The organism is Rhodococcus sp. NPDC056516 (assembly GCF_042794655.1).
GTDB lineage: Bacteria > Actinomycetota > Actinomycetes > Mycobacteriales > Mycobacteriaceae > Rhodococcus_F.
Genome location: NZ_JBHTTG010000001.1, coordinates 854,840 through 880,347, shown reverse-complemented (window position 1 = coordinate 880,347; position 25,508 = coordinate 854,840). Strand labels below are relative to the sequence as shown.

21 protein-coding genes are annotated in these 25,508 nt (G+C 62.6%); 17 read left to right on the top strand and 4 right to left on the bottom strand.

The genetic code is table 11. From position 1 onward, the window contains the following. Positions 1–172: 172 nt before the first annotated feature. The 9 genes from ACFQ6Y_RS04235 (at position 173) to ACFQ6Y_RS04195 (ending at position 12,763) form a co-directional block, all read left to right on the top strand. A complete protein-coding gene (locus ACFQ6Y_RS04235) occupies positions 173–1,774 on the top strand; it encodes an ABC transporter substrate-binding protein (protein ID WP_378531724.1) in 1,602 nt (533 codons plus the stop codon). Between the two features lie 62 nt (positions 1,775–1,836). After that, on the top strand, positions 1,837–2,850 hold the full coding sequence (locus ACFQ6Y_RS04230; protein WP_378531722.1) for an ABC transporter permease: 1,014 nt from the start codon (positions 1,837–1,839) through the stop codon (positions 2,848–2,850). Position 2,851: 1 nt separating this feature from the next. Beyond that, on the top strand, positions 2,852–4,732 hold the full coding sequence (locus ACFQ6Y_RS04225) for a dipeptide/oligopeptide/nickel ABC transporter permease/ATP-binding protein (RefSeq protein ID WP_378629373.1): 1,881 nt from the start codon (positions 2,852–2,854) through the stop codon (positions 4,730–4,732). Then, positions 4,729–5,520, top strand: a complete 792-nt coding sequence (locus tag ACFQ6Y_RS04220; RefSeq protein WP_378629368.1) for an ABC transporter ATP-binding protein — start codon at positions 4,729–4,731, stop codon at positions 5,518–5,520. The genes ACFQ6Y_RS04225 and ACFQ6Y_RS04220 overlap by 4 nt, the downstream gene beginning before the upstream one ends. Further along, a complete protein-coding gene (locus ACFQ6Y_RS04215) occupies positions 5,517–8,876 on the top strand; it encodes a serine hydrolase (protein WP_378629365.1) in 3,360 nt (1,119 codons plus the stop codon). Before ACFQ6Y_RS04220 ends, ACFQ6Y_RS04215 begins: the two co-directional genes overlap by 4 nt. Beyond that, positions 8,873–10,036 (top strand): M20/M25/M40 family metallo-hydrolase, encoded by a 1,164-nt coding sequence (locus tag ACFQ6Y_RS04210; protein WP_378629361.1) that lies wholly within the window; start codon positions 8,873–8,875, stop codon positions 10,034–10,036. Before ACFQ6Y_RS04215 ends, ACFQ6Y_RS04210 begins: the two co-directional genes overlap by 4 nt. Further along, positions 10,014–10,835: a GNAT family N-acetyltransferase gene (locus ACFQ6Y_RS04205; protein WP_378629357.1), complete on the top strand. Its 822-nt coding sequence runs from the start codon at positions 10,014–10,016 to the stop codon at positions 10,833–10,835. Before ACFQ6Y_RS04210 ends, ACFQ6Y_RS04205 begins: the two co-directional genes overlap by 23 nt. Beyond that, a complete protein-coding gene (gene menC, locus ACFQ6Y_RS04200) occupies positions 10,825–11,958 on the top strand; it encodes an o-succinylbenzoate synthase (RefSeq protein ID WP_378446709.1) in 1,134 nt (377 codons plus the stop codon). The genes ACFQ6Y_RS04205 and menC overlap by 11 nt, the downstream gene beginning before the upstream one ends. 124 nt (positions 11,959–12,082) lie before the next feature. After that, the gene (locus ACFQ6Y_RS04195; protein ID WP_317551954.1) at positions 12,083–12,763 is read left to right on the top strand and encodes a 3'-5' exonuclease; all 681 of its coding nucleotides are present in this window, start codon (positions 12,083–12,085) and stop codon (positions 12,761–12,763) included. A 31-nt stretch (positions 12,764–12,794) separates the two neighbouring features. On the opposite strand, the gene ACFQ6Y_RS04190 is transcribed toward ACFQ6Y_RS04195, so the two are convergent. Both ACFQ6Y_RS04190 and ACFQ6Y_RS04185 read right to left on the bottom strand, forming a co-directional pair. Then, complete coding sequence (locus ACFQ6Y_RS04190; protein ID WP_378629353.1) at positions 12,795–14,222, bottom strand: amidase; 1,428 nt, start codon at positions 14,220–14,222, stop codon at positions 12,795–12,797. Between the two features lie 115 nt (positions 14,223–14,337). Continuing rightward, positions 14,338–15,204, bottom strand: coding sequence for a response regulator transcription factor (locus tag ACFQ6Y_RS04185; protein WP_378629349.1), 867 nt, complete (start codon positions 15,202–15,204; stop codon positions 14,338–14,340). 143 nt (positions 15,205–15,347) lie between these two features. Here ACFQ6Y_RS04185 and ACFQ6Y_RS04180 point away from each other — a divergent pair, with 143 nt between their 5' ends. After that, on the top strand, positions 15,348–16,952 hold the full coding sequence (locus ACFQ6Y_RS04180) for an acyl--CoA ligase family protein (protein WP_378629346.1): 1,605 nt from the start codon (positions 15,348–15,350) through the stop codon (positions 16,950–16,952). A gap of 14 nt (positions 16,953–16,966) precedes the next feature. Here ACFQ6Y_RS04180 and ACFQ6Y_RS04175 read toward each other — a convergent pair whose 3' ends face one another. Then, entirely contained in the window at positions 16,967–18,334 is a 1,368-nt protein-coding gene (locus ACFQ6Y_RS04175) for a cytochrome P450 (protein WP_378629343.1), read from the bottom strand. Positions 18,335–18,424: 90 nt separating this feature from the next. Here ACFQ6Y_RS04175 and ACFQ6Y_RS04170 point away from each other — a divergent pair, with 90 nt between their 5' ends. From ACFQ6Y_RS04170 to ACFQ6Y_RS04145, 6 genes are all read left to right on the top strand, one after another. Then, positions 18,425–19,045 (top strand): TetR/AcrR family transcriptional regulator, encoded by a 621-nt coding sequence (locus ACFQ6Y_RS04170; RefSeq protein WP_378629340.1) that lies wholly within the window; start codon positions 18,425–18,427, stop codon positions 19,043–19,045. A gap of 72 nt (positions 19,046–19,117) precedes the next feature. Beyond that, positions 19,118–19,810, top strand: coding sequence for a TetR family transcriptional regulator (locus ACFQ6Y_RS04165; RefSeq protein ID WP_378531702.1), 693 nt, complete (start codon positions 19,118–19,120; stop codon positions 19,808–19,810). Between the two features lie 159 nt (positions 19,811–19,969). After that, positions 19,970–21,127, top strand: a complete 1,158-nt coding sequence (locus tag ACFQ6Y_RS04160; protein WP_003939784.1) for an acyl-CoA dehydrogenase — start codon at positions 19,970–19,972, stop codon at positions 21,125–21,127. 92 nt (positions 21,128–21,219) lie between these two features. Next, positions 21,220–22,068, top strand: coding sequence for a 3-hydroxybutyryl-CoA dehydrogenase (locus ACFQ6Y_RS04155; protein WP_378629336.1), 849 nt, complete (start codon positions 21,220–21,222; stop codon positions 22,066–22,068). Positions 22,069–22,231: 163 nt separating this feature from the next. Beyond that, the gene (locus ACFQ6Y_RS04150) at positions 22,232–23,143 is read left to right on the top strand and encodes an oxygenase MpaB family protein (RefSeq protein WP_378629333.1); all 912 of its coding nucleotides are present in this window, start codon (positions 22,232–22,234) and stop codon (positions 23,141–23,143) included. Positions 23,144–23,167: 24 nt separating this feature from the next. Beyond that, positions 23,168–23,560, top strand: coding sequence for an RNA-binding S4 domain-containing protein (locus ACFQ6Y_RS04145; RefSeq protein ID WP_378629330.1), 393 nt, complete (start codon positions 23,168–23,170; stop codon positions 23,558–23,560). Positions 23,561–23,563: 3 nt separating this feature from the next. On the opposite strand, the gene ACFQ6Y_RS04140 is transcribed toward ACFQ6Y_RS04145, so the two are convergent. Next, positions 23,564–24,193 (bottom strand): GyrI-like domain-containing protein, encoded by a 630-nt coding sequence (locus tag ACFQ6Y_RS04140; protein ID WP_378629327.1) that lies wholly within the window; start codon positions 24,191–24,193, stop codon positions 23,564–23,566. A 121-nt stretch (positions 24,194–24,314) separates the two neighbouring features. On the opposite strand from ACFQ6Y_RS04140, the gene ACFQ6Y_RS04135 reads away from it, so the two are divergent. Beyond that, the gene (locus ACFQ6Y_RS04135) at positions 24,315–25,502 is read left to right on the top strand and encodes a metallophosphoesterase (RefSeq protein WP_378629323.1); all 1,188 of its coding nucleotides are present in this window, start codon (positions 24,315–24,317) and stop codon (positions 25,500–25,502) included. The last annotated feature ends 6 nt before the right edge of the window (positions 25,503–25,508 follow it).

The window sequence follows — 25,508 nt, the reverse complement described above, 5'->3', positions numbered from 1 at the left end:
GGACAGGTATTCACTGATCCTGGCGGTTTTCGTGGGAGCGGACGAAAATCGACCCGATTTTCGTGAGGATCGACAGAGATGCGCGTCACGTCATGCGCCAAGATTTAGCAGTCAACACTCAACCGCGCCCTCTCGAACTTCGCTCGGGCACCAGCTCCATCCCGGAGGCACCATGAAACACCGCTCCTATCCAACACTTGCAGCAGCCGCTGGGCTCGCTCTCGTGTTGTCCGCTTGTGGCTCGGGAGGCACGTCCTCGGGCGCCGGTGGCGGTGAACCGGCCACCGACGGGACCTTCCGTTTCGCCCTGCAGGCCGATCCAGGTGCACTCAACCCGATCATGTCGGCCTCTCAGGCAACCGCCGAGTTGTCTCGTTTGGCCTACGACTACCTGATCTACCAGGATCCCGATACCAGCGAAGTCGGACCGTGGTTGGCGGAGAAGTGGGAGGAGACCCCGACCTCTGCGTCCTTCACCATCCGTGACGGGGTGACCTGTACCGACGGATCCACGCTGACTTCCCAGACCGTCGCGGACAACATCAACTTCGTGGCCAATCCGGACAACGGTTCACAGTTGCGCGGGTCCTCTGTACCGACCGGTGCCACCGCAACCGCCGATCCGGCAGCGCGCACCGTCACGGTCACCACTGCGGCGCCGAGCCCGTTCCTGCTTCTCAACGTCGGTCGACTGCCGATCCTGTGCGAGGCCGGGCTGAAAGATCCGACAGCATCGAACAAGAAGTCGCTCGGCACCGGCATGTTCGAAGTCACCGAAGTCGCCGCCAACGACCACTACACGTTCCAGCGACGTGATGGCTACAACTGGGGCCCCGACGGCACCGCTTCCGATACCCCCGGCGTCCCCAAGACGGTCATCGCCGCCATGGCACCGAACGTGAGCACCGCCGCAAATCAGCTTCTCTCGGGTGAACTCAATGCAGCTCCGATCGCCGGGCCGGACAAGGACCGCGTCGCGGCAGCCAATCTGGACTCGGTTGGCCGTCCGGTGCCCGCGGGCCAGATGTACTTCAACCAGATCGCCAGCAATCCCACCAGCGATCCCGCAGTCCGCAAGGCCCTGATCCAAGCGGTCGATCTCGACGACCTCACTCAGGTCATCACCGCCGGACACGGGGTCCGGGCAACCAGCCTCGTCGCCGTCGAACCGCGCGCCTGCGTTTACGACTCTGTCGCAGGCAACATTCCGGACTTCGACCTCACTGCCGCAAAAGCAACACTCGACGCCGCTGGTTGGACGGCCGGCTCCGACGGCAAGCGAAGCAAGGACGGAAAGCCGCTCAATCTCCGTCTCGTATACGACGGCACCGACGATCCGCGCAACGCAGCAGCCGAACTTGCTCAGTCGGCGTGGTCCGAACTCGGCGCAAACGTCGAGGTGACCGGGGGCGACTCGAACAAGATCATCGACGTCATTCTGAGCGGCAAGGACAACTCTGCCTGGGACATCGCCTGGGTCCAGGTCAACTCCTCGCTGCCCAGCACCTTCACTGCGTACTTTGCCGGGCCGGTTCCCGCAGCAGGCAAGAACTTCGGATCGGTCAGCAACCCCGCCTACGAAGCAGCAGCCACCAAGGCTTCCGGTCTGACCGGTAGCGACGCTTGTGACGCTTGGGCCGACGCCGAGTCGGAGCTCACCAAGACGATCGCGGCCGTGCCCTTCGCAGACTCAGTCATGAACGTGTACTTCAACAAGGCCGGACTCTCATTCGGCAAGTCGCTCAACGGTTCTGCACTGCGCCTGTACCAGTAGGCCGTCCGCCCACTCTGAAATATCTTCCCGCCCCAGCATCCCGCCCTCCGGAAAGACAGCCCATGAGTCAAACTATTGAAGCCGCGAAACCAGAAGCGGCGCCTCAGGCTCGAGCAAAGTGGCTCGAGTCCGACAGCTGGCCCGCATATCTTCTGCGTCGTTTCGGCACCTTCGTGATTTCACTCTGGGCGCTGGTGACTGCGGCGTTCCTGATGCTCCAACTGATTCCGGGAGACCCGGTTCGGTTGGCACTGGGAATGAACGCACCGGTCGAACTGGTGGAGACAACGAGGTCTCAGCTCGGTTACGACCTTCCCTTGTGGCAGCAGTACTTCCGATTCGTCGGCGGGTTGCTGAGCGGGAATCCCGGTGACTCGATCACCTTGAGGACTCCGGTCTTCGAGGTGATCGCGTCCCGCCTACCGGCAACCCTCGAACTGGCTGTACTCACAGTCGTCACGGTGCTGCTAGTGGGCATTCCGATCGGCCTCATCTTCGCTGCACTGACCCGCAACGGTCGACGACGCGGAGTCGAGATCGGTTACACCGCAACGTCGGGCACCATCGCCGTGATCCCCGAGTTCATGTTCGGTACGGCGCTGGTCTACCTCTTTGCCGTCACGTTCCCTGTTCTGCCCGTCGCCGGCCGCGGTGGACCGGAAAGCTACATCCTTCCGGTCGCGGCCATGTCGATCGGTGCCATCGCCTCGATGTCGCGCATCGTCCGTGCAGAGGCGCTCGGCGTGTTGGACATGGATTACATCCGCACCGCACGCGCCAAGCGAATGACTGTGGCGCGAATCTACTTCCGTCATGCAATGCCCAACCTCATGACGTCGACACTGACGCTCGCCGGACTCCTCCTGGGTGGTCTGATTGCCGGCACCGTGCTCATCGAGAGCATCTTCGCCTGGCCCGGCATGGGCATGGCGCTGGTCAAGTCCATCACCGAGAAGGACTACCCGCTCGCCCAGACGCTGGTCGTGATCTACGGCGCCATCGTCCTTCTCATCAATTTCATCGTCGACGTGGTGCTCGCTCTCATCGACCCACGATCCACAATTCGGGAGAACTGAGTTGAGCACCTCACCTACGGCCCCCACTGCGGCCCCCAAGACGCCTCCGCGACGACACTGGATCGTCGGAACGTTTCGCACCCCACTGGGAATCCTCGCCCTCACGTTCCTGACCGCTCTGATCGCCCTCGTCATCTTCGGACCGATGATCTGGGGTGACGCCGCCGTCGCGGCCAACCCGAAGGCACTGTCTCAGGGACCGAGTTCCGAGCACATCTTCGGCACTGACGCGGGCGGGCGTGACGTCTTCGCGCGCACGATGACCGCCGCGCGACTGTCGGTGCTCATGGCGCTCGGAGCAGTCGCGCTCGGTGTCACACTCGGCCTGATCCTCGGTACGCTCCCGACGCTGGCTCCTCGGTGGGTCGGACGAATGGTCGTGGCATTCCTCAACTTCGCCATCGCGTTCCCCGGTCTCCTTCTGGCCATCTTCCTGTTGGTCGTTCTCGGACAGGGTGCTGGCAGCGCGGTGATCGCCATCGGTCTCGCCCTGGCCTCGCCGTTCGCGAGGTTGACGTACGCGCTGGCTTCCTCGGTCAACGGACGCGACTTCATCGACGCGGCACGCATCCTCGGGGTCACCAAGCCCGGGTTGTTGTTCCGCCACATTCTCCCCAACATCCGTGAACCACTCATCGTCAACGCCAGCATCGCTGTCGGCAGCGGCCTTGTGGTCTTCGCCGGACTCTCGTTCCTCGGTTTGGGCATTCAGCCGCCCGCGTTCGACTGGGGCCGGATGCTCAACGAAGGCCTGTCGAAGATCTTCGTCAACCCGGCCACCGCACTTGCTCCCGGCATCGCCGTCGTGCTCGCCGGTTTGACCTTCACGTTGCTCGGCGAGGCCATTGCACGCGGTGCGGGAGTTCGCAGCCCGATCAGCAGTCGTCTGCCGAAGTGGAAGCCGATCAATGCACGCACAGCTCAGACGGATTCGACGCCCAGCGACGAAGACGCGGTACTGACCGTTCGCAACATGTCCGTCGCGGTCCCCGCGGGTGACGACTGGCGTCGCCCCGTCGACAACATCAGTTTTACAGTTCATCGCGGCGAAACCGTGGGCATCGTCGGTGAATCCGGCTCCGGAAAGTCACTGAGTTGCATGGCCATCGCGCAGCTGACCGACCACCCCACCGTGGTCGACGCCGGGCTCATCGAGTTCGACGGCACTGTGCTGATGAAGGACGGGAAGCGGCCGGACGACGTGGCTTCGCGCAAGGTTGCCCGCCAACTCGGCACACGTATGGCGATGGTGTTCCAGGATCCGATGTCGTCGATGAATCCGTCTCTCAAGGTCGGATACCAGGTCGCCGAGATCGGTTGGCTCCACGAAGGTATGAGCAAGGCCGACGCGAAGAAGGCGGCAGTCGAGCGACTGAACGCCGTCAAGATCCCCGACGCGCCCAGGCGTGCGAAGCAGTACCCCCACGAGTTCTCCGGCGGTATGCGTCAGCGCGCGATGATCGCCATGGGTCTGATGGGCAAGCCCGCTCTGATCATCGCGGACGAACCCACCACTGCGCTCGACGTGACCGTTCAGCGTGAGGTCCTCGGGCTGCTCCACGAGGTTCGCGAAGAAACCGGCGCCGCAATCCTTCTCATCTCGCACGATATGGCCGTCATCACCGGCATGTGCACCCGTGTCCTGGTCATGTTTGCCGGCGAAATCGTCGAAGACATCGCAGTCGACGATCTGACTGCCGGTCGTGCAAAGCATCCGTACACCCGCGCGCTGATCGCCGCGGTCCCCACCATGAGCACCGATCGCGACAAGCCGCTTGCCACCGTCGACGAAGCCTGGCAGGTGGAGAGCCTCGACGCCGAGGAGAGCACCGCCGACATCGAGTTGGAAGAACTGTTGGCTGTTGCAGAGGAGATCCGATGAGCAGGCTCGAATTCCGTGACGTCAACGTCCACCTCGGTAGCGGTTCGAAAAAATTCCACGCTGTCAAGAACATCAATCTCGACATCCCCTCCGGATCGGTGGTCGGTCTCGTCGGTGAATCGGGTTCCGGAAAGTCGACACTGGCGCGAGCAACTGTCGGCCTGGCCGAGCCCAGTTCCGGCCAGATCCTTCTCGACGGTGTGGACGTCGCTCACGCCCGCGGCGCGACGGCTCGTCTGCGCCACCGGATCCAGATGGTCTTCCAAGATCCGTACTCGTGCCTCGACCCGAGAATGACCATCGGCCAGTCACTCGCCGAGGCGCTGCGGTCCACCGAGCGTCGTGACAAAGCTCGCCGCAGCCGCGGCGACCGCGCTGCCGAGGTGGCTCGACTCCTCACCACCGTCCAACTGCCGGTGGAGAAGGCGCACGAATACCCGTCGTCGTTGTCTGGTGGTCAGCGCCAACGCGTTGCCCTCGCGCGGGCTTTGGCAGCCGCACCGGCAGTTCTGCTTGCCGACGAAATCACCTCCGCTCTGGACGTGTCTGTGCAGGGCGCCGTCCTGAATCTCTTGGTCGATCTGCAGAAGCAGCTGGGTCTGACGGTTCTGTTCGTCAGTCACAACCTCGCGGTGATCCGCTACGTCTGCGACCACGTCGCAGTCATGCTCGGCGGCGAGATCGTCGAACACGGACCGGTTCTCGACGTGATCGATTCGCCCAAGGAGGCGTACACGGCCAAGCTGTTGTCCGCCATCCCGACATTCGGGGAGCCGATGTTCCAATGACAACACCGACTACTCTCGAATCCCCTGCTGCGGTATCCCGGGCCGAAGAACGTCGTTCGGCCGGTATCCAGGACTACGCGTCCGTGGTCACACCGACCGGCATCGCTGTATCCGCCTCGGGACGTATTGCATACGTACGTACCGAAGCGAATCCGGCCGCGGACACTAACGAGCATTCGATCTGGCTGGCTTCCCCGCAACTGCAGCTCACAGCGGGACCGGCCGACACCTCCCCCGCGTGGCACCCCGTATCCACGCTGTTGGTCTTCGTTCGACCGGATTCCTCGGGCACACCCCAACTGTGGAAGGTCGATGCCAACGGCGGGCCCGCCGTTCAGATGACCACCTCGGAACAGCTTCCGCTCGGCGCAGGGGCACCGGTGTTCTCTCCCGACGGCGACCGGATCGCGTTCAGCGCTCCGGTCGACCGCAGCGCCGGCGGCTCGTCACGTCTCTTGACGACGAAACGCCTCAACTACAAGGTCGACGGATACGGCGTCCGGGGCAGCGTTCGGGCGCACCTGTTCGAGTTCGATCTGGCTGCCGGCTCGCTTCGGCAACTGACGGACGGCGATTGGGACGCTTCGCATCCCGCGTACAGTCCCGACGGCACCGAACTTGCTTTCACCGCGGCAATGGACGGCAATGCCGATCTGACACGGGCGAGTTCCGCCTGGACCGTATCGCTGACTGATCTCGCCTCGGCTCCGCGGATGTTGGGGCACGCACGCGGCATCGCCGGACCGCTTGCGTGGACACCTGCCGGTGACGCCGTCGTAGCCGTCGGTTGGCACACGCCGATCATTCACAACAACGAACTCCTTGTCCTGCACCGAGACCAGCGGGTGGAAGACCGCAGCCTGACGGCGGAACTCGATCGAAACGTCATGCCGGGCGGGACCGGTTATCCCGGTGGCACACCGAGTTTCACCGCCGACGGTGACATCGTTTTCTGCATCCGCAACCACGGCTCCACCGAACTGCACAAGGTCGATTTCGGATCAGGCTCCGCCTCACCACCTCTCACCGGAGAACAGAGCGTGGTCTCCGGCCTTGCCTTGACGTCCGGGAAGGCCGTCGTCGCGCTGGCAACGGCGACGTCCTTCGGTGAGGTCGCCGTCATCGATCTCGAGACTCGCGCCGTCGAAACCGTCACCGAATTGAACACGGAACTGACAACTTCAGTCGCGTTCCCAGTCGCCACCGAGCGTTGGTTCGACATCAGCGACGGCACCCGTGTTCAGGGTTGGATCCTGCGCGACCCGAACGTCACAGGCGCCGGACCGCTGGTTCTGGACGTCCACGGTGGACCACACAATGCCTGGACCGGAACGCCCACCGTGATGCACGCGTACCACGCGGAACTGGTCACGCTGGGATACACGGTCTTGATGATCAATCCGCGCGGAAGTGACGGCTACGGAAACGACTTCTTCGACGGTGTGCGGGACGGCTGGGGCGAGGCGGATCGCGCTGACCTGCTCGAACCAGTCGAAACGCTTGTCGCCGAGGGGATTGCTGATCCGAAACAACTGGTGCTCACGGGCTACAGCTACGGCGGGTTCATGACGTGCGCCCTGACGTCGGTCACGGATCGGTTTGCGGTCGCAGTCGCCGGTGGCCTTGTCTGCGACATCGCGAACACGGCCGGCCCCTCGGACGAGGGCATTTTGCTGCAGACAGTCGAATTCGACCCGCAGTCATCTCGGGTACAGGAACTTTCGCCGCTGGGGCGAGTCTCCCAGGTGACGACACCGACGCTGATTCTTCACGGCGGCAGCGACGTGCGATGCCCGGTCAATCAAGCCGAACAGTGGTTCGGTGGAATGCGTTTGGCCGGTACCCCGACCGAACTGGTGGTCTATCCGGGTGCGTCGCACGACTTTGTGTTGACGGGTCGGCCGTCCCACCGACTGGATTACAGCACCAGGCTGGTCGAGTGGCTCGAGCGTCACCTCTCCCCCACGCCGACACTCATCACAGTCGACCCCGCCTACTGGCAGTACCGACTCGACACCCTGAGCACGAAGTACGGGGTACCCGGTGCCTCGTTGGGAATCCTGACCACAACCCGCAGCGGATTCGACCGCGCCGTGGTCACTTCCGGTGTCGTCAGCACCCGCACCGGTGTCGCGGCCACACCTGACACGTTGTTCCAGATGGGTTCGATCAGCAAGGTCTGGACAGCCACACTGATCATGCAACTCGTCGAAGAAGGACTGCTCGACCTCGATGCACCTGTTCGGAACATTCTGCCGGACTTCGCGGTTGCCGACACGGTAGCAACCGAGACGGTCACGACTCGCCACCTGTTGACTCATACCAGTGGCATCGACGGTGACGTCTTCCTCGACGGCGGGCGCGGCGACGACTGCGTCGAGCGATACGTCGCAGCCCTGACCTCGACGGTGCAACTCTTCGCTCCCGGTACCGATTGGTCCTACTGCAACACCGGCTTCGTCATCGCCGGACGAATCATCGAGGTTCTCCGAGGTAAGAGTTGGGACGCGGTTCTGCGCGAGCGGATCATCGAGCCACTCGGCCTGACCAAGACCACGACTCTGCCCGAGGAAACGGCACTGCACCGCGCCGCAGTCGGGCACGTCGGCGACGCCGACAATCTCGAGCAGACACCACAATTCCTCATCCCCCGTTCGATGGGCCCCGCTGGTCTCATCAACAGCACGGCCGAAGACCTACTGCTGTTCGCGCAGGATTCGATGCGCGAGGATCCGGTACTGCTTCAGCGTTCCACTCATCGGGCGATGCTCGAGGAACGCCGCCAGATCAGTGACGTGTCGTCTGCAGACATCATGGGAACTACGTGGCTGCTGCACAATTGGGGCGGGGTACTGGCGCACGGCCACAACGGTGGAACTCTCGGCCAGCAATCGTTCTTGCGGGTGGTCCCGTCCTGCGGCATAGCGGTAGTCCTGATGGCCAACGGCGGAGCGATGGACGGTCTCTCGGGCGATCTTCTGGCTGAGGTGATCGGTTCGATCGGCGGCGTCGCCGTGACACCGGCATTCTCGCCTGGTGACCCCCACACCCGTATCACGTCCTCACCCGAGGAACTCGATGCGCTGTGCGGTCTGTACCGCGATGCTGCCGCCGATTTCGTCCTGGAACGGACCGGCAGTTCCCTGACCGCCCGCCGCACCGATCACATCGATCCTTCGCTCAACACCGAAACGGCGGAGTCCGTCTCTCTCAACCTGATCGAAGTTCACCCTGGAGTGTTCGGGACCCGACTCCCTCAAACATCGAGTTGGATCCGGATCACTTTCTCCGACAACGGGAGTACACAATTGTTACACGTCGGAAGCCGCGCATATCCGCGAGTGAACAACCGATGACCGTTCTCCGCGATCTGGCCGAGCGCCGACTTCCTCAGATCCTCGAGGACACCATCGCGCTCATCGAAGTCGAGTCGCCGTCTCACGATCTCGAAGCTGTTGCTCGCAGCGCGAAATGGACGTCAGACCTTGTCCACGAACGACTCGGCGTTACACCGGAGTCGATAGTGAGAGAAGGCCGAACCCATCTGGTGACCCGTTTCGGCAGCTCACCGATGCGGCTGATGCTGCTCGGTCACCACGACACCGTGTGGCCGATCGGCACCCTGACGCGCCTGCCCGCAGCCGTCACCGACGGAGCACTTCGAGGTCCAGGCGGCCTCGACATGAAACTTGGTGTTGTTCAAGCGATTCACGCCCTCGCCATCGTTCGAGAGTTGCACGGTGACGATGCACTCGACGGGATCACACTCCTTGTGACCGGTGACGAGGAAATCGGTTCGCCCACGTCACGGTCCCTCATCGAGGAACTTGCTGCGGGCGCGGTGCTCGTCCTCGAGGCCGGCGGCGACGGCGGTGAACTCAAGACCGTCCGCAAGGGAGTATCTCTGTATCGGATTCATGTTGCCGGCCGCGCTGCGCATGCCGGGTTGGAACCGGAAAAGGGCATCAACTCGGCAGTCGAGCTGTCTCGTCTCGTGATCGCGATCAACGACTTGTCCTCTCCCGCGCAGGCAACCACCGTCACGCCGACCGTCATTTCGGCGGGAACCACCACCAACACGGTTCCGGCAGAAGCATTTGTCGACGTGGACGTGCGCGCAACCAGCGCAGCTGAGCAGGAGCGGGTCGATTCGAACATCCGAGCCCTGCAGGCAATCCACCCCGAAGCAGTAGTAACGGTCTCGGGTGGCGTCAACCGGCCGCCCCTCGAAGCAGTGATGTCCGCACCGTTGCTTGCCTTGGCGGAACGTGTTGCGCTCGAGCATGATCTGACTCCTCCCGTCGGCCTCGCCGTCGGCGGAGCCTCGGACGGCAACTTCACTGCCGGCATCGGCATCCCCACCCTCGACGGCCTCGGTGGCGTCGGCGGCGGTGCACACGCCGAGACCGAGCATGCGCTCGTGTCCGCTATCGCCCCGAGAACGGCGTTGGTTGCGGGCCTTATTCGTTCGATCACGTCTGAAGGGGGCCCTCGTGTCGAAAAGCAAAGCGGTTGAGTTTCGAGAACTGGTCGACACCCGCGAAATAGCCGATCTGTCTGCCGTTTTCGACGAAATCTGGGCTACCAGTCCCGGACCGGCTCATTTCGGCACGGCAATGTTGGTTGCACTTCATCACGGTGGTCACTACGTTGTGGGAGCCTTCTCCGAAGGCGAGATGATCGGCGGTTGTGTCGGTTTCTTCGTCGAGCCTCTCGGCCAGGTCCTGCACTCGCACATCGCCGGAGTTCTGCCGGGGCACGCAGGCAAGGGAATCGGCCGCGCTCTGAAGCATCATCAGCGAGACTGGTGCATCGAACGCGGCGTACAAACGATCCGTTGGACCTTCGATCCACTCGTCGCACGAAATGCCTACTTCAACATCCAGCGTCTCGGTGCCGAACCGGCCGAATACAATCCGGATTTCTATGGATCGATGGCAGACGGTATCAATGCCGGCGACGCCAGCGATCGAATGCTGGTCAGTTGGGACCTCGACGCCGATGGAGCTCCGAGTTCGACTGTGGCCGTGAATGATACATTCAAGGTGCTCCAACCCACCGAGGACGGTACACCTCGGATGCTCCCGATCCCACCCGACTGCATCGACATCGCAGTCGGAATACCCAGAGACATAGAGCATCTGAGAACCGTCGACCGCGCCTCCGCCTTTGCCTGGCGACACGCGCTTCGCGAGTACCTCGAACCATTGATCGCCTCGAAGGAATGGCAATCCACCGGCTTCGACCCCAGTGGCTATTACATGTTCACGAAAATCTGCGAGACAACCGGAGAAGAGCAAGTCCATGCACATTGAGTCCGTCGAATTGCGCGAACTGCGCATCCCTCTCGTCTCCCCTTTCACCACGTCATTCAGCACCCAGCTCGAGCGCAACACGCTCGTCCTGAAGGTGAGTGGCACCACCGAGGGCCCCAACGGTCCGGTGGAGACCGTCGGCTGGGGCGAGTGCGGCTCGCTCAGCGATCCGTACTACAACTCGGAGTACACCGCCGGCGCGCGAGCGATGCTGCGCGAGTATCTCGTTCCTACGCTTCGTAAGTCGCAGTCGGATCAGCCGCTCTCGGCCGAGACGGTTGGCAGCGTACTTCACCACATCGTGGGTCATCAGATGTCCAAGTCTGCCATCGAAATGGCTATCCTCGATGCTGAATTGCGTGCTCGTGGACAGTCGTTCGCTCGGTACCTCGGTGCCACTCGCACGCGGGTTCCGTCCGGTGTATCCGTCGGTATCCAGGACAGCATTCCGCAGTTGCTCGAGACCGTCGGCAATTACCTGTCGCAGGGTTACGTGCGAATCAAGCTGAAGATCAAGCCGGGCTGGGACATCGAACCTGTCGCAGCAGTGCGCAAGGAGTTCGGCTACGACGTCCCCTTGCAGGTCGACGCGAATGCCGCGTACACACTTGTCGACGCGCAGCTGCTGCGTCGCCTGGACGAATTTGCACTTCTCCTCATCGAACAGCCTTTGGCCGAGGACGATTTGGTTCAGCACGCCAAGCTTGCCCAGTCCCTCTCGACTCCGATCTGCCTCGACGAGTCGGTCGAGTCGGCCAAGGATGCAGCAGACGCCATCACGCTCGGTGCCGCTTCGGTCATCAACATCAAGCCGAGCCGTGTCGGTGGATACCTGGAAGCCAAGCGAATCCACGATCTCGCGTCGGCGCACGGTATTGCGGTGTGGTGCGGCGGAATGCTCGAGACCGGAATCGGCCGCGCTGCCAACGCAGCTCTCGCCGCGCTGGACGGCTTCACGCTACCTGGTGACATCTCGGCGTCCGATCGCTTCTACAAGGAAGACATCACCGAACCGTTTGTCATCGAGGACGGCCACATCGCCGTGCCGCAGGGACCGGGCTTCGGTGTGACTCCGCGTGAAGACGTCATGGAGCGCTTCACCGTCGGAACCGAAATTCTGTAGGTTTCCACTGCGTCGACAAACAGTCACCTCCGCCCTCACCGAGCGTAGGTGACTGTTTGTCGTTTGTGTCGGTAGGGCGGTGCATAGTGATTCGGACATGATGTACCGCACCGAAAGGCCCCCGATGAGTAGCTGGTCCGATCGCCCAATCTGCGCGTTCGACCTCGAAACCACGGGACGAGATCCGTCGACCGCTCGTATCGTCAGTGCCTGCGTCGCGGTGATCGACGGTTCGAGTGTCGAAACGCGCACGTGGCTACTCGATCCCGGCGTCGACATCCCCGCCGGCGCCTCGGCTATTCACGGAATCAGCACCGAGTTCGCGGCGCAACACGGCCAGAACTACTCCGAGGGCTACGAAGAGATCCGTGAGGCTCTGCACAATTCCTGGGCGCGCGATCACGCTGTCGTGGCGTTCAACGCCTCCTACGATCTGACGGTCATGCATGCCGAGGGTCTGCGCATCGGCAAGCCCGCCTTCGTTCCGGGGCTGGTCATCGATCCGTACGTGATCGATCGCGCCATGGACACCTTCCGCAAGGGCAAACGAACGCTCGCCGCCGTGTGCGAGCACTACGGGATTTCACTCGAGTCGGCCCACGAGGCTGAGGCCGATGCCAAGGCAGCGGCAGCGTTGGCCCGCGAGTTGGCCGTGCGGTTCCCCGACATCCTGGGGCTCGATCTCATGGTCGATCAAGCCGATTGGCACGCCGAGCGCCAGCGCGATTTCGCCGAGTATCTTCTCAGCCAGGGGAGGGACGTCGCAGATGTGAACGGCCAGTGGCCAATTCGCATCATCGCCTGACGCCCTCCCCTTGCTCGAACAACCGCGCGCGTTACACCGGGACCGGCGGCCACACCGGCGCAATGGACCACGGACGGGCCGTTTCGAGCTGCGACGCAACCTGGATCAGCAAATCTTCGCGCCCGAACGCACCGACCAACTGAACGCCGATCGGCACACCGGCCGAGTCGTGCCCCATCGGCAAGGAAATCGCCGGCTGACCGGAACTGTTGAACGGACTGGTCAAACCGCTGTATCCGGCCGAGTGTTCCCAGATCGACATGGGATTTGCCGTATCGAGCAGACCGAGCGGAGCTGCCGGCCGAGCCATCGTCGGCGTCAGCAACAGATCGTGATCGACAAAGAACGCACCGATCACCTGGGCTGCCCGCTCGAGTTCCTGCAACGCCGTGACGACGTTCGTCGCACTTTCGGACTTCGCACGGTCGTAGATCATCCGGGCCATCGGCTCGAGGTCGTCGTCCCGGATTGCGCGGTTCAGGACCGCGAGTCGTTCGTCGACCTCGATCGTCATCGGAATACCCATCAACACCGAAAGCCCGGCAGTAAGCGCATCGAGGGGAAAGTTCGGGGCACTCTCGGTGACATCGTGACCGAGTTCTTCGAGCAGGCCGGCGACACTGGTTGTGACGGCCGCGCACTCCGGATCAACCGGGGTGCCGTCCGGCAGCGCGTTACTGAGACCAATCCGCAACCGCCCGGGGTCCGCACCCACTTCCTCGACGTACGGCCGCTTCGGCGCCAGGATCACGTAAGGATCGCCAACTGTCGGTCCGGCGGAGAGATCGAGAAGCAGCGCGGTGTCGCGGACACTTCGGGTGAGTGCGTGATGAACACTCATCGGCGACGAGAAGAGCGTGCGCGCCGGTGCCGTCGGAGTGCGTCCACGGCTTGGCTTGAGGCCTACCAAGCCGCAGGCCGATGCGGGAATTCGGATCGATCCACCACCGTCGCTGGCATGTCCGCCTGGCACGATTCCGACGGCAACAGCTACAGCCGTGCCACCGGAAGATCCGCCGGGCGAACGATCAAGTGCATACGGGTTGCGGGTGGGCCCGAACAGCGCAGGTTCGGTACTCGCGTTCTTGCCGAACTCCGGGGTGTTCGTCTTGCCGATGACAACCAGACCAGCCTGACGGTAGCGCTCGACGAGCGTCGAATCTTTTTCTGCCACAGCGTCGGCGAACAATCGAGATCCATTGGTGCTCGGCAATCCTGCGACGTCCATGCCGAGGTCTTTGATCACGAACGGGACGCCGTGCAGTGGACCTTCCGGCAGACCGCCCGATACCTCGTTGCGCGCTTCCTCGCGACGCTCACTGATCACTGCGTTGACTGCCGGGTTGCGCTCGTCGAGCCTGTCCAGGCTGAACTCGAGGACTTCCTTGGCGGAGACGTCGCCGCTCTTGATTGCTTCGGCCAGGCCGGTCATGTCGTTGTTGTCGAACAAATCCTGCATCGATGCCCTCATCACTCGTGTAGAACTCTGCCGATAGTGAGGTCCGTCATATCAACCGGGGCGGCGACGCAGTTCCGAAATTCCGCTTGGCGGGACCGATCAGAGAATCAAGCCCTTACAGAATCAAACCCTGCCGCCGCGCTTCCACGACCGCTTCGTGACGACTGCGGACGTCGAGTTTTCCCATCAGATTCCGCATGTACGTCTTGATCGTTTCGACGCTCAGGCACAACCTCTCGGCGATCTCGGCATTTCGTAGTCCGAGGGCGACGTACCCCATCACCTCCCGCTCGCGTGGCGACAGGACAACGGCGTTCGCGGCTGGAGTGTTCGCGGAGGGAATCGGCGAGGCCAATGCCCGGAGCTTTGCCTCGACGGCGTGGACCTGCGCGCTGAGAGTCGTATCCTCGAGGTTTGCCGCGATCTCGCCGAGCGCCAGTACGCTCTCGGTCAATCCCTCGGAGATCTGGGCGTCGCGGTTCGAACCATGTTCCACCGCAGCGGTATCGAGCATCGCCACGCGGCGATCCACTTCGTCGCGGATCTCGAATTCGCGGGCCAACGCGTACGACGATCGCATCATCGTCTCGGCGATCACGTCGCCGATCGGCAGGTTGGCACGCAGTCCTCCGTAGATCGCTCCGCGAGTAACCCCGCGTACGACGATCGGGACTGCCATCAAGGATTCGATCGCTTCGGCGCCCACTTCGTAGTCGTAGTCGTGCGTGATGTGCGACGAGTTCGCGTAGTCCTGGACCGCGCCCGGTCGTTGTTCTGCGATCGCCCGGCCACCGAGTCCGCATTCGGCGTCGATTTGCAGGTTTCGCAGGATGTTGCTGCGAGTGCCCACGTGCCCGGTGATGGTGAGCGACCGGTCGCTGACACAACCGCCGAACAGAACCGGCAACTCGGTCCGGGGATGTAGTCGACGCAGCTCGGCGCGCAACGCGTCGTCGTCGCTCGGCCTCAATACCCTGCTCACACGCACCTCCCGGCATCCCACATACCCAATTCAGAGGGTAGCGGCAGCTGTGGCTGGGCAATATCGTGCATCCAGACCATTTGTAGCGCCGATCACAATTACCGTGACACCGGCCGTCCCACGTCGTCCATCCGGAGGAACCCGTGTCTGCACCGACAGCACTCGCAGCCAACAACACCCCGCTCAGTCCGCTGCGCTTTCTCGAACGCAGCGCGTCGGTGTTCCCTGATCGCACTGCCGTCATCCACGGCGACCGGACGTACACCTACCGCGAGTTCGGCGACGAGGTGGCCGCCCTGGCACGAGTTCTGCGCGAGCGGATCCAGCCCGGTGATCGCGTCGCCTACCTGGCGCCGAACATCCCCGAGATGCTGTTCGCGCATTTTGCGGTTCCTCTGGCCGGCGGAATCCTGATTGCCCTCAACTCGCGCCTCGCCGGCCCCGAACTCGAGTACATTCTCGATCACTCGGGAACCACGATCCTGTTCGTCGACTCCGAATTCGTCGGTTCAGTCACCTCGTCCAAGACGAACGTGGCGAGCCTGCGCGAGATCATCGAGATCCCGGACTCCACTGTGCCGTACCCCGAGGTTCCCGCTGGGATAGTCACCGGGCAATACGCTGACCTGATTGCCGAAGGCGAAGCTCTCGCCGATCAGCCACTGCACTGGGGCGTGGACGACGAGCAGCAGTGCATCGCCATCAACTACACCTCGGGCACCACCGGAAAACCCAAGGGCGTCATGTACTCCCACCGTGGGGCGTACCTGAACTCGCTCGGCGAGACCTTCCACAACGGCTTCGACGGATCGACGAAGTATCTGTGGACACTGCCGATGTTCCACTGCAACGGGTGGTGCACGCCGTGGGCCGTCACGCAGGCAGCCGGAACCCACATCTGCCTGCGTGCGGTCCGCGCCGACGCGATCTGGGATGCGATCGACAATCTGGGCGTGACGCATCTGTGCGGCGCCCCCACCGTCTGCTCGACCATCGCCGATGCCGAGCAGGCCCACAAGGTCGACGCCCTGCGCATCACCACCGCCGGTGCTCCCCCGTCGCCGACGATCATCGGAAAGCTCGAAGACATCGGCGTCAGCGTCGTCCACGTGTACGGGCTCACCGAGGTCTACGGGCCGTACACGATCTGCGAGTACCAGGAGGCTTGGGACGAGAAGCCTCAGTCCGAGCGTGCCGCACTTCTCTCCCGCCAGGGAGTCGGCATGGTGCAGGCCGAGAATGCTCGCGTTGTCGACGCCGAGATGAACGACGTTCCCGCCGACGGCCGGACCATGGGTGAGATCGTGCTCCGCGGCAACAACGTGATGCTGGGGTACTACCGCGACGAGGCCGCGACTGCCGAAGCGTTTGCCGGTGGCTGGTTCCATTCCGGGGATCTCGGCGTCATGCATCCCGACGGTTACATCCAGCTCAAGGACCGCGCGAAGGACATCATCATCTCGGGCGGCGAGAACATCTCCACCGTCGAGGTGGAGCAGGCGATCATGAGCCACCCCGCCGTGATCGACGTGGCAGTCGTCGGCGTTCCGGACGAGAAGTGGGGCGAGCGGCCGAAAGCATTCGTGTTGCTGGGCAAGGGTTTACAGGCTTCCGCAGAAGACATCGTCGAGCACACCCGTGCCTTGCTTGCCGGGTACAAGGTTCCCCGTGACATCGTCTTCCCCCTCGACCTTCCCCGCACCCCGACCGGCAAGGTCCTCAAGTTCGAACTGCGGGCGTCGAACTAGCTCGGCCGTAGGGCTCAGCGCACCGCAGTGGAACGCCGACGCAGATCGACAGGTTGACCGTCGGAGGGGAACGGTAAGGACGTGAAGTCGAGCGGGGCGACGTAATCGGCGTCGACGTTCCAGTCGAAGCGCAGAAGGAGGTGATGCATGATTGCCTTGATCTCGGCGCCGGCGAAGTGCATTCCGAGACATTTGTGCACTCCGCCGCCGAACGGCTCCCACGCGTATCGATGAACCTTGTCTTCGCGTCGACTCTCGGCGAAACGCTCGGGATCGAAACGCTCGGGATCAGGCCAGTACTGCGCCATGTGGTGCGTGAAGTGAGGGGCGACAGAAACATACGTTCCGGCCGGCACGAAGTGACCCCGTACTTGAGTGTCGCGGACCGCTCGCCGCGCCATGACCGGTACGGGAGAGACGAGTCGGAGGCATTCCTTCATCACCAGATCAAGACTGCTCAGCCCGTCGAGATCTGCATAACTCGGCATCGAGCTCCCCAGAGCAAGTGATTCTGTGCGGCACTTGTCCTGCCACGTCGGGTGCTGACCCAGGTATTGCATCATCGTGGAAAGGGTGATCGTCGAGGTATCGTGTGCGGCCATCAGGAGGAAGATCATGTGGTCAATCACTTCATCGTCGCTGAAGCGTTGTCCCGCTTCGGATTCGATGTGACAGAGCACGGAGAACAGGTCATCGGTTTCGAGACTTCGACGCGCCGGCAGGTAACGACGAAAGAAGTCTTCCAGGACCCGGCGGCCGTCGAGCCCTCGCTTCCATCGCGTCCCCGGCACCGGGTAGCGAACCAGAGAGGTTGCTGCCTGGACACAATCGACGAAAGCCTTCTTCACCGAAGATATTTCGCTCTCGGTGCTTCCTTCCGCGCCGCCCATGAAAATGTCTGTGGCGAGATCGAGGGTCAACGTCTTCAGTGCCGTATAGGCACGGAATCCGTCAGCGGGAGACCATGCGTCGAGCGCCGAGTCGATTGCCGGGTTGAGAACGTCGACAGACTTCTCGAGCCGTGACCGAGTGAACGCCTGCTGCATGATTCGACGGTGTCGTAAGTGTTCTTCGGAATCGAGCAGCATCAGCCCACCGTGAAAGAAGGGGCCGATCAGCACCGACCAACCGTCGCTGTTGACGAAAGCCCGATCTTTGTTCTGCAGTACCTCCTGACATGCGTCAGGCCCGAGTACAGCGATCCATCGCCGACCGACCATGGAGAACCAGGACACCTCGCCGAATCGATCCCAGTTCTCCTGCATCAAGGCGAGCGGATCGCGAATGTATGCCAGCGCATGCCCGACCAGGGGCAGCCCGGAACGACCCGAAATCGGGCGCAACGGTGAGTTCATCGGGGGACGAGCCAGGATCTTGGGCACTGTGACCTCCACTCTCGCTCAATCTGACAGTGCCTCCTGTCAGATTGACAGTAGTCTGCGTCACACTCATGCGTCTGTCAATATCGACCTATGACTCCCCCTACGCCGCGTCGATATGCCGGCCTGAGCAGCGACCAGCGCTCAGCGCTGCGGCGCGAGAGCTTGATGGAGGCAGGGATGGAACTCTTCGCGGCCTCAGGCAATCGCGGCGCCACGATGACCGCTATCTGCGCACAGGCCAAGTTGACGGAACGCTACTTTTACGAAAGTTTCTCCAGCAGAGACGAATTGCTGGAAAAGATCCTGGACGGGATTGCCGACGAGGTCCGCGACGCAGGTCTGGCCGCACTACGAGCGAGCGACGGGACCCTCGAGCAGCGAGTACGAGATGCAATCGCGTCGTTTGTCACCATCCTCACCGACGATCCCCGCAAGGGCCGTGTAGCAATGATCGAATCCGCTGCATACGAACCCCTGCGTACACACCGACGCGCAGTACTGCACGGCTTCGCTCAGATGGTCGCGGACGAAGCCACGCAAATGTACGGCGACCGAGCTTGGCCACCACGTCAAGGTCAGATCAACGGACTGCTCTTCGTGGGCGGCCTTGCCGAGTTGGTGACCGCATGGTTGAACAAGGAGATCGACATCTCCCCCGAGGAGATCGTCGAGGCGGCAACCTACCAATTTACATCCACCGCACACCATTGAGACAGGGCTGTCCGGCACCTCGATCCTGCCCGTCACACCGGGATGGTCCCCACAGGCGCAATACTTGTCCCCATGAGTGAACGCGCAGACTTGCCCGGAACTGACCCCGCACAGTTTCGGGTGCACGTCGCGTCTCAAGCGATCCGGTTGTTCTCGGAGAACGGGTACGAAGCCACCACCGTCGAGCAGATCGCCGCTGCAGCCGGTGTATCGCGTCGGACGTTCTTCCGGCAGTTCCGCTCCAAGGAAGACGTGATCTTCGCCGATCACGAGTCCCTCCTCGAACACGTCGCCGAGTTCCTCGCGTCCGATTCCGCCGATCCCTGGGCGTCCGTGTGCGAGGCCGCGGGACTGGTCTTCGACTTCTTCCGCCGGAACCGAGACCTGTCGATGCGGCGATACCGCGTCGTACAGCATGTCCCGGCCCTCCGCGATCGCGAGCTGGTCACCGGATTCCGCTACGAGCGCCTTTTCGTCGATTACCTCCGCAGCGCTGTTCCGCGCGAACCCGTCCTCGAGGTTGTCGGTTTTGCCGCAGCTGTCACCGCGTGCCACAACTACCTCTTGCGAAGCATGATCAAGGGCGACGAGGACGCCACAGCCGAAGCGCTGAGTCAGGCGCTTCTCGACGTTCGGCGGACGTACGGCGTGGCCCCCGGATCCAAGACCAGCACGCCAGAATCGAAGTCTGTGCTGGTAGTAGCGTTCGCCCCGGGCACTTCCCCCGAGGAGATCAGCAGAAAAATCCACGAACAACTCGGCTGACACTCCTCGTGCACCGAAACTTCACACGCCCATCCCTTGACCTGGCACTCAGTGCCGTGTTTGACTGGAGTCATTGGCACCGGTCTGTCCGCGAATCTCGCTGGTAACGCCGGAGCCGCACCGACCGCCTTCAAGCCACCTTCACCAAGGAGCGTTCCCATGGCAGGAAACCCGGATTTCAATCTCTTCGCGCTGAACGAAGAGCACGACGAACTGCGGGCTGCTATCCGCGGACTCTCCGAGAAGGAAATCGCGCCGTACGCCAAGGACGTCGACGAGAACGCACGGTTCCCCGAGGAAGCTCTCACCGCCCTCAACGCGTCGGGCTTCAACGCCATCCACGTCCCCGAGGCTTACGACGGCCAGGGCGCCGATTCCGTCGCCACCTGCATCGTCATCGAGGAAGTTGCCCGCGTCTGTGGCTCCTCCTCGCTGATCCCCGCCGTGAACAAGCTCGGCACCATGGGCCTGATCCTCAAGGGTTCCGAAGAGCTCAAGTCCAAGGTGCTCCCGGACCTCGTCAACGGCGGAATGGCGTCGTACGCACTGTCCGAGCGTGAAGCCGGATCCGACGCTGCCTCGATGCGTACCCGCGCCAAGGCTGACGGCGACGACTGGATCCTCAACGGCTCCAAGTGCTGGATCACCAACGGCGGCAAGTCCACCTGGTACACCGTCATGGCTGTCACCGATCCCGACAAGGGTGCCAACGGCATCTCCTCCTTCATGGTCCACAAGGACGACGAGGGCTTTGTCGTCGGACCGAAGGAAAAGAAGCTCGGCATCAAGGGCTCCCCCACCGCCGAGCTGTACTTCGAGAACTGCCGCATCCCCGGTGACCGCATCATCGGCGAACCGGGCACCGGCTTCAAGACGGCTCTCGAGACCCTCGACCACACGCGTCCCACCATCGGCGCCCAGGCCGTCGGCCTGGCCCAGGGTGCACTCGACGCAGCACTGGCATACACCAAGGACCGCAAGCAGTTCGGCAAGTCCATCAGCGACTTCCAGGCTGTTCAGTTCATGCTCGCCGACATGGCGATGAAGGTCGAAGCCGCACGTCTGATGGTCTACACCTCCGCTGCTCGCGCCGAGCGTGGCGAGAAGAACCTCGGCTTCATCTCCGCTGCCGCCAAGTGCTTCGCTTCGGACGTTGCCATGGAGGTCACCACCGACGCAGTGCAGCTGTTCGGTGGCGCCGGCTACACCACCGACTTCCCGGTCGAGCGCATGATGCGCGACGCCAAGATCACGCAGATCTACGAGGGCACCAACCAGATTCAGCGCGTCGTGATGTCGCGTGCGCTGCTGAAGTAGGGCCTCCGGCCCTGTGCGCGGTTAGGCAGTCCATAGACTCCTTAACCGCGCACGGGGGCTTGTCCCCTGTCTGAAGAATCTTGAGGAGAATCGTGGAACTCGTAGGCGTAATCGGCGGCGGCACCATGGGTGCCGGCATTGCCGAAGTTTGTGCAAAAGCCGGTAGCTCGGTACTGGTGCTCGAAACCAAAGAAGAATTCGCGGCCGCCGCTCGCGAGCGGATCGCCAAGTCGATCAACCGCGGCGTAGCCAAGGGCAAGATCACCCAGGAAGATGCCGACGCCGCCGTCGCACGCGTTCGGGTCACCCTGGACATCGAAGAGTTCGCCGATCGCGATCTGGTGATCGAAGCGGCTCCGGAGATCGAGGCTCTCAAGTACGAGATCTTCGGCAAGCTCGACAAGATCGTCAAGCCTGCAGGTATTCTGGCGACCAACACCTCGTCGATCCCCGTCATCAAGATCGCCAAGGCCACCTCGCGCCCCGGCCAGGTTGTGGGCGTTCACTTCTTCAACCCCGTGCCGGTCATGCCGCTCGTGGAGATCGTGGTCAGCCTCACGACGTCCGAAGAGACCGTCTTCGCCGTCACCGACTACGCAAAGAACACGCTGCGTAAGAAGACGGTTCGAGCGGGCGACCGCTCGGGCTTCATCGTCAACGCCCTGCTCATCCCGTACCTGTGCCAGGCCGTCCGGATGCTCGAATCCGGTTACGCCACAGCAGAAGACATCGACGAGGCCATGAAGGGCGGCTGCGGCTACCCCATGGGTCCGCTGACGCTCCTCGACACCGTCGGTCTCGACATCGCTCTCGCAGCAGCAGAGTCGCTGTACGCGGAATTCGCAGAACCGCACTACGCTCCGCCGGCACTGCTTCGCCGCATGGTCGACGCCGGTCGCCTCGGCAAGAAGACCGGTCGCGGCTTCTACGAATACGCCTGAGTCCGACCGCTTCACCCTTCCGGCCCCTCACCTGTCGCAGGTGAGGGGCCGGAGTTGTTTCGGGCAGATCTTGCCGAATCCATTGACAAATTCGCGCGGCGCAGCAAAAGTCATCATGTGACAACAACCGTTGTCACATGAGCGCAGGCGAAGGGTCAACCAGATGAGCAGCGATCCGGACACCGACACTCGTCGACCCAAGCCCGGGGAACTACCGAAGCCCCAGGCGCGACCAGAGCCCCGGGAACTACGAGCCGATCCGATCGGCCCCGGTTCCCTGACGTGGACACACTTCGGCGACGTTCGCGGTCTGCTGTATCTCGGACGCGCAGGCACGCTGCAGAACATGCACCCCGCGGTAAGTGGAGCGCTGCAAGATCATTCGAACTTCTTCGACAATCCGCTCGACCGCCTGTTCCGCTCACTTCCTCCCATCTACGGGGTCGTGTACGACCGGACCGAAGAGGGCACAGGCACGCTCGTTCGCAACTTCCACACCGATCTCAAAGGAACAGACGAAACCGGCGGGCGCTACCACGCCCTCGCTCCTGACACTTTCTGGTGGACTCACGTCACGTTCTTCGAGGTGATACTCGATTTCAACGAACGATTCGCATACAAGAAGTTCACACCGGAGCAGAAGGACCAGCTTGTCCGTGAGGCCGTAACCTGGTGGCGTTGTTACGGTCTCACCGATCGACCCGCTTTCGACGACTACGCGAGCTTTCGCGCGTACTGGGAAGACATGCTCGACAACCGGTTGATCAACACTCACACCACGAAGTGGTCGACGCGCATCTCCGAGCACAACATCGCACCGGCGCCTAAGGTGCCGACGTGGTTGTGGAAACTCTCCTCGCGCCCCACGATGGCCGTGGCGAACTGGATCGGCAAGGCACTGATGCCGGAGAAGGCGCGCGAAACCCTCGGATGGGAATGGACGCCGCGCGACGAACGAATGTACTTCTGGTTCGCCCGCTTCCTGACACTGACCGATCGGTTCTGGCATCTACTTCCCCTACGTCTGCAGTACGCACCGCGCGCATACTCGGGTATCCGCACACAGGGTCTTTGAGCCTGCATCGGTAGGCTGGAGAGCGTGCCAGCCCAACTCCCCTCCGACGCGATCAGTGCCCGCGTGGACAGCTGGACGTGGGCCGTTCGACTCTTCAAGACACGCTCGCAGGCGGCGACCGCATGCCGATCAGGACACGTTCGGGTCAACGGAACGTCGGCAAAGGCGGCTCAGCAGGTGAAAGCCGGCGACGAGGTACGGGTGCGCGTATCCGGCATCGAGCGCATCGTCGTCGTGGTCAAGCCGATCACGAAACGAGTCAGCGCCGTGCTGGCCGCCGATTGCCTGCAGGATAATTCACCACCCCCACCGCCTCCCGAACTGATCGCGTCCATCCCGCGACGTGATCGCGGCGCCGGCAGACCGACTAAACGCGAGCGACGCGACCTCGAGAAGTTGCGCGGCCTCGAGCCCTAATCGCTACCTCGAAACAGGCTGACGCAGAACCGTCTTCAGTTTCTCGGGCGGCGTCCGGCGAGCGTCGCTGAGGTAGATCTCGTGATGATCGCCGTTGAAGCTCAGGCTGTTCGACGGGATGAATGTGTTGTGCAGCCGGTCCAGGGTGGGAGCTTCGTCGTCGTACGAGCCGACGTGAAGAATCTGAACGGACAGGCCTTCCTCCAACTCGAGAAACCTGACCTTGTCGAGAGCGGCAATGTCCTTCTTGGCCCGCACTGCCTTGGCCCGGATTGCGTCAATCGACGCAGACAGTTCGGTCTCCGTGATCCACTCCGGTTGCGAGATCATCATCGTCCAATCCCACGACGACTTGTCCCGCGTCACGAACACCTCGGGGTCATCTGCCCGCCACAACCCTTCCAGCGGGCCCACGACGAAGTCGCGATCCAGTTCCTTCTTGCTCGCGAACTTGGTCGCGTAGGACACCGAATACAACGCTTCGAGCGCCTCGGAGTACTCGGTGGCAGTGTTGGGATCACCGTGACCGTCGACGGCAAAGTAGCCGAAGCGAGGGACGGTCACGAAGGCAAAATCGCGACGGCCGGGCGAATAGAGATCCTTGTAGTCCTTTTTGACGTCGTACTTCTCCATATGCCACCCACCTGAGCTCGGACCAAGTTCAACATCAGGAAACTAGCCGAAGACACCGACAACCGAATAGCGGACCGGCGTCTCCTTGTTAATAGACCAGTGGACCTTTACTCTGGACGGGGTGACTACACCCCAGGCGACCGACGTCGTCCAAGCTCCGCGCCGCAGACCGTTGCGGATCGTGGCCATTTCCGCGATTGTCGCGTCGATCTTGGCCCTACTGTTCGTGTACCCGTGGTGGAGTTTGTTCATCCGGCCGGACTGGCCGCCGACGGCCGTGACAGTGTTCGGCACCGTTCTGTTTGCCGCCCTCCTGATCACCCTGCCTGCCTCGATGGTGCTCAGCCATGGCCACACCGATCGTGATCCCATCCGCATGGTCGGCGATGCGCTCCTCGGAGTCATCTGGGTCGTGTTCGTGTGGACGCTGCTCGGCGAAATCCTGCGACTCGGACTCCTCGTCGGCGGCGTGGAGGATCCGCTTCGGTCGAGAATTGTCGCCGTTGCGGCGCTGATCGTCTCGGCCGTGCTGCTGATCTGGGGCTATCGGGAAGCCATGCGACTGCCACGGATCAAGCACGTCGACGTCACCATCCCTCGGCTCGGAGCGGGAATGGACAAGCTTCGAGTAGTCGCAATTACCGACACCCATTTCGGCCCGATCAATCGCGAGAAGTGGTCCGCGCGCGTTATCGCGGCAGTCAACGAACTCGACGCCGACATCGTGGCCCACGTCGGTGACATTGCCGACGGAACAGTGGAGCAGCGCCTCGGCCAAGCCACCCCACTCGCGTCGGTGGAAGCCAGACTCGCTCGTGTCTACGTCACCGGGAATCACGAGTACTTCCACGAGGCTCAGGAGTGGCTCGACTACATGACCTCGATCGGCTGGGATGCCCTGCACAACCGGCACCTCGTCGTCACCAAGGGCGGCGACAACCTGGTCATCGCCGGAGTCGACGACGCCACCGCTCTGGGATCGAAGCTCGACGGTCACGGCGCGAACTTCGATATGGCCCTTGCCGGCACCGACCCCGATTTGCCGATCCTGATGCTCGCCCATCAACCGAAGCAGGTAACTCAGTCCGCTTCCGCGGGAGTGGATCTGCAGCTCGCCGGTCATACCCACGGCGGACAGATCTGGCCTTTCAACCTTCTAGTCAAACTCGATCAACCGTCGGTGCACGGGCTCACCCTTCACGGCGACCGCACGCAGTTGTACACAAGCCGGGGAACCGGGTTCTGGGGTCCGCCCTTCCGAGTGTTCGCACCGAGCGAGATCACAGTCCTGACGCTGCACAGCGCCTGAACGTGC

Coding starts and splice junctions, on each gene's coding strand:
- ACFQ6Y_RS04235 (WP_378531724.1), top strand. CDS start 173: ATGAAACACCGCTCCTATCCAACACTTGCAGCAGCCGCTGGGCTCGCT.
- ACFQ6Y_RS04230 (WP_378531722.1), top strand. CDS start 1,837: ATGAGTCAAACTATTGAAGCCGCGAAACCAGAAGCGGCGCCTCAGGCT.
- ACFQ6Y_RS04220 (WP_378629368.1), top strand. CDS start 4,729: ATGAGCAGGCTCGAATTCCGTGACGTCAACGTCCACCTCGGTAGCGGT.
- ACFQ6Y_RS04215 (WP_378629365.1), top strand. CDS start 5,517: ATGACAACACCGACTACTCTCGAATCCCCTGCTGCGGTATCCCGGGCC.
- ACFQ6Y_RS04210 (WP_378629361.1), top strand. CDS start 8,873: ATGACCGTTCTCCGCGATCTGGCCGAGCGCCGACTTCCTCAGATCCTC.
- menC (WP_378446709.1), top strand. CDS start 10,825: ATGCACATTGAGTCCGTCGAATTGCGCGAACTGCGCATCCCTCTCGTC.
- ACFQ6Y_RS04195 (WP_317551954.1), top strand. CDS start 12,083: ATGAGTAGCTGGTCCGATCGCCCAATCTGCGCGTTCGACCTCGAAACC.
- ACFQ6Y_RS04190 (WP_378629353.1), bottom strand. CDS start 14,222: ATGCAGGATTTGTTCGACAACAACGACATGACCGGCCTGGCCGAAGCA.
- ACFQ6Y_RS04170 (WP_378629340.1), top strand. CDS start 18,425: ATGACTCCCCCTACGCCGCGTCGATATGCCGGCCTGAGCAGCGACCAG.
- ACFQ6Y_RS04165 (WP_378531702.1), top strand. CDS start 19,118: ATGAGTGAACGCGCAGACTTGCCCGGAACTGACCCCGCACAGTTTCGG.
- ACFQ6Y_RS04160 (WP_003939784.1), top strand. CDS start 19,970: ATGGCAGGAAACCCGGATTTCAATCTCTTCGCGCTGAACGAAGAGCAC.
- ACFQ6Y_RS04150 (WP_378629333.1), top strand. CDS start 22,232: ATGAGCAGCGATCCGGACACCGACACTCGTCGACCCAAGCCCGGGGAA.
- ACFQ6Y_RS04140 (WP_378629327.1), bottom strand. CDS start 24,193: ATGGAGAAGTACGACGTCAAAAAGGACTACAAGGATCTCTATTCGCCC.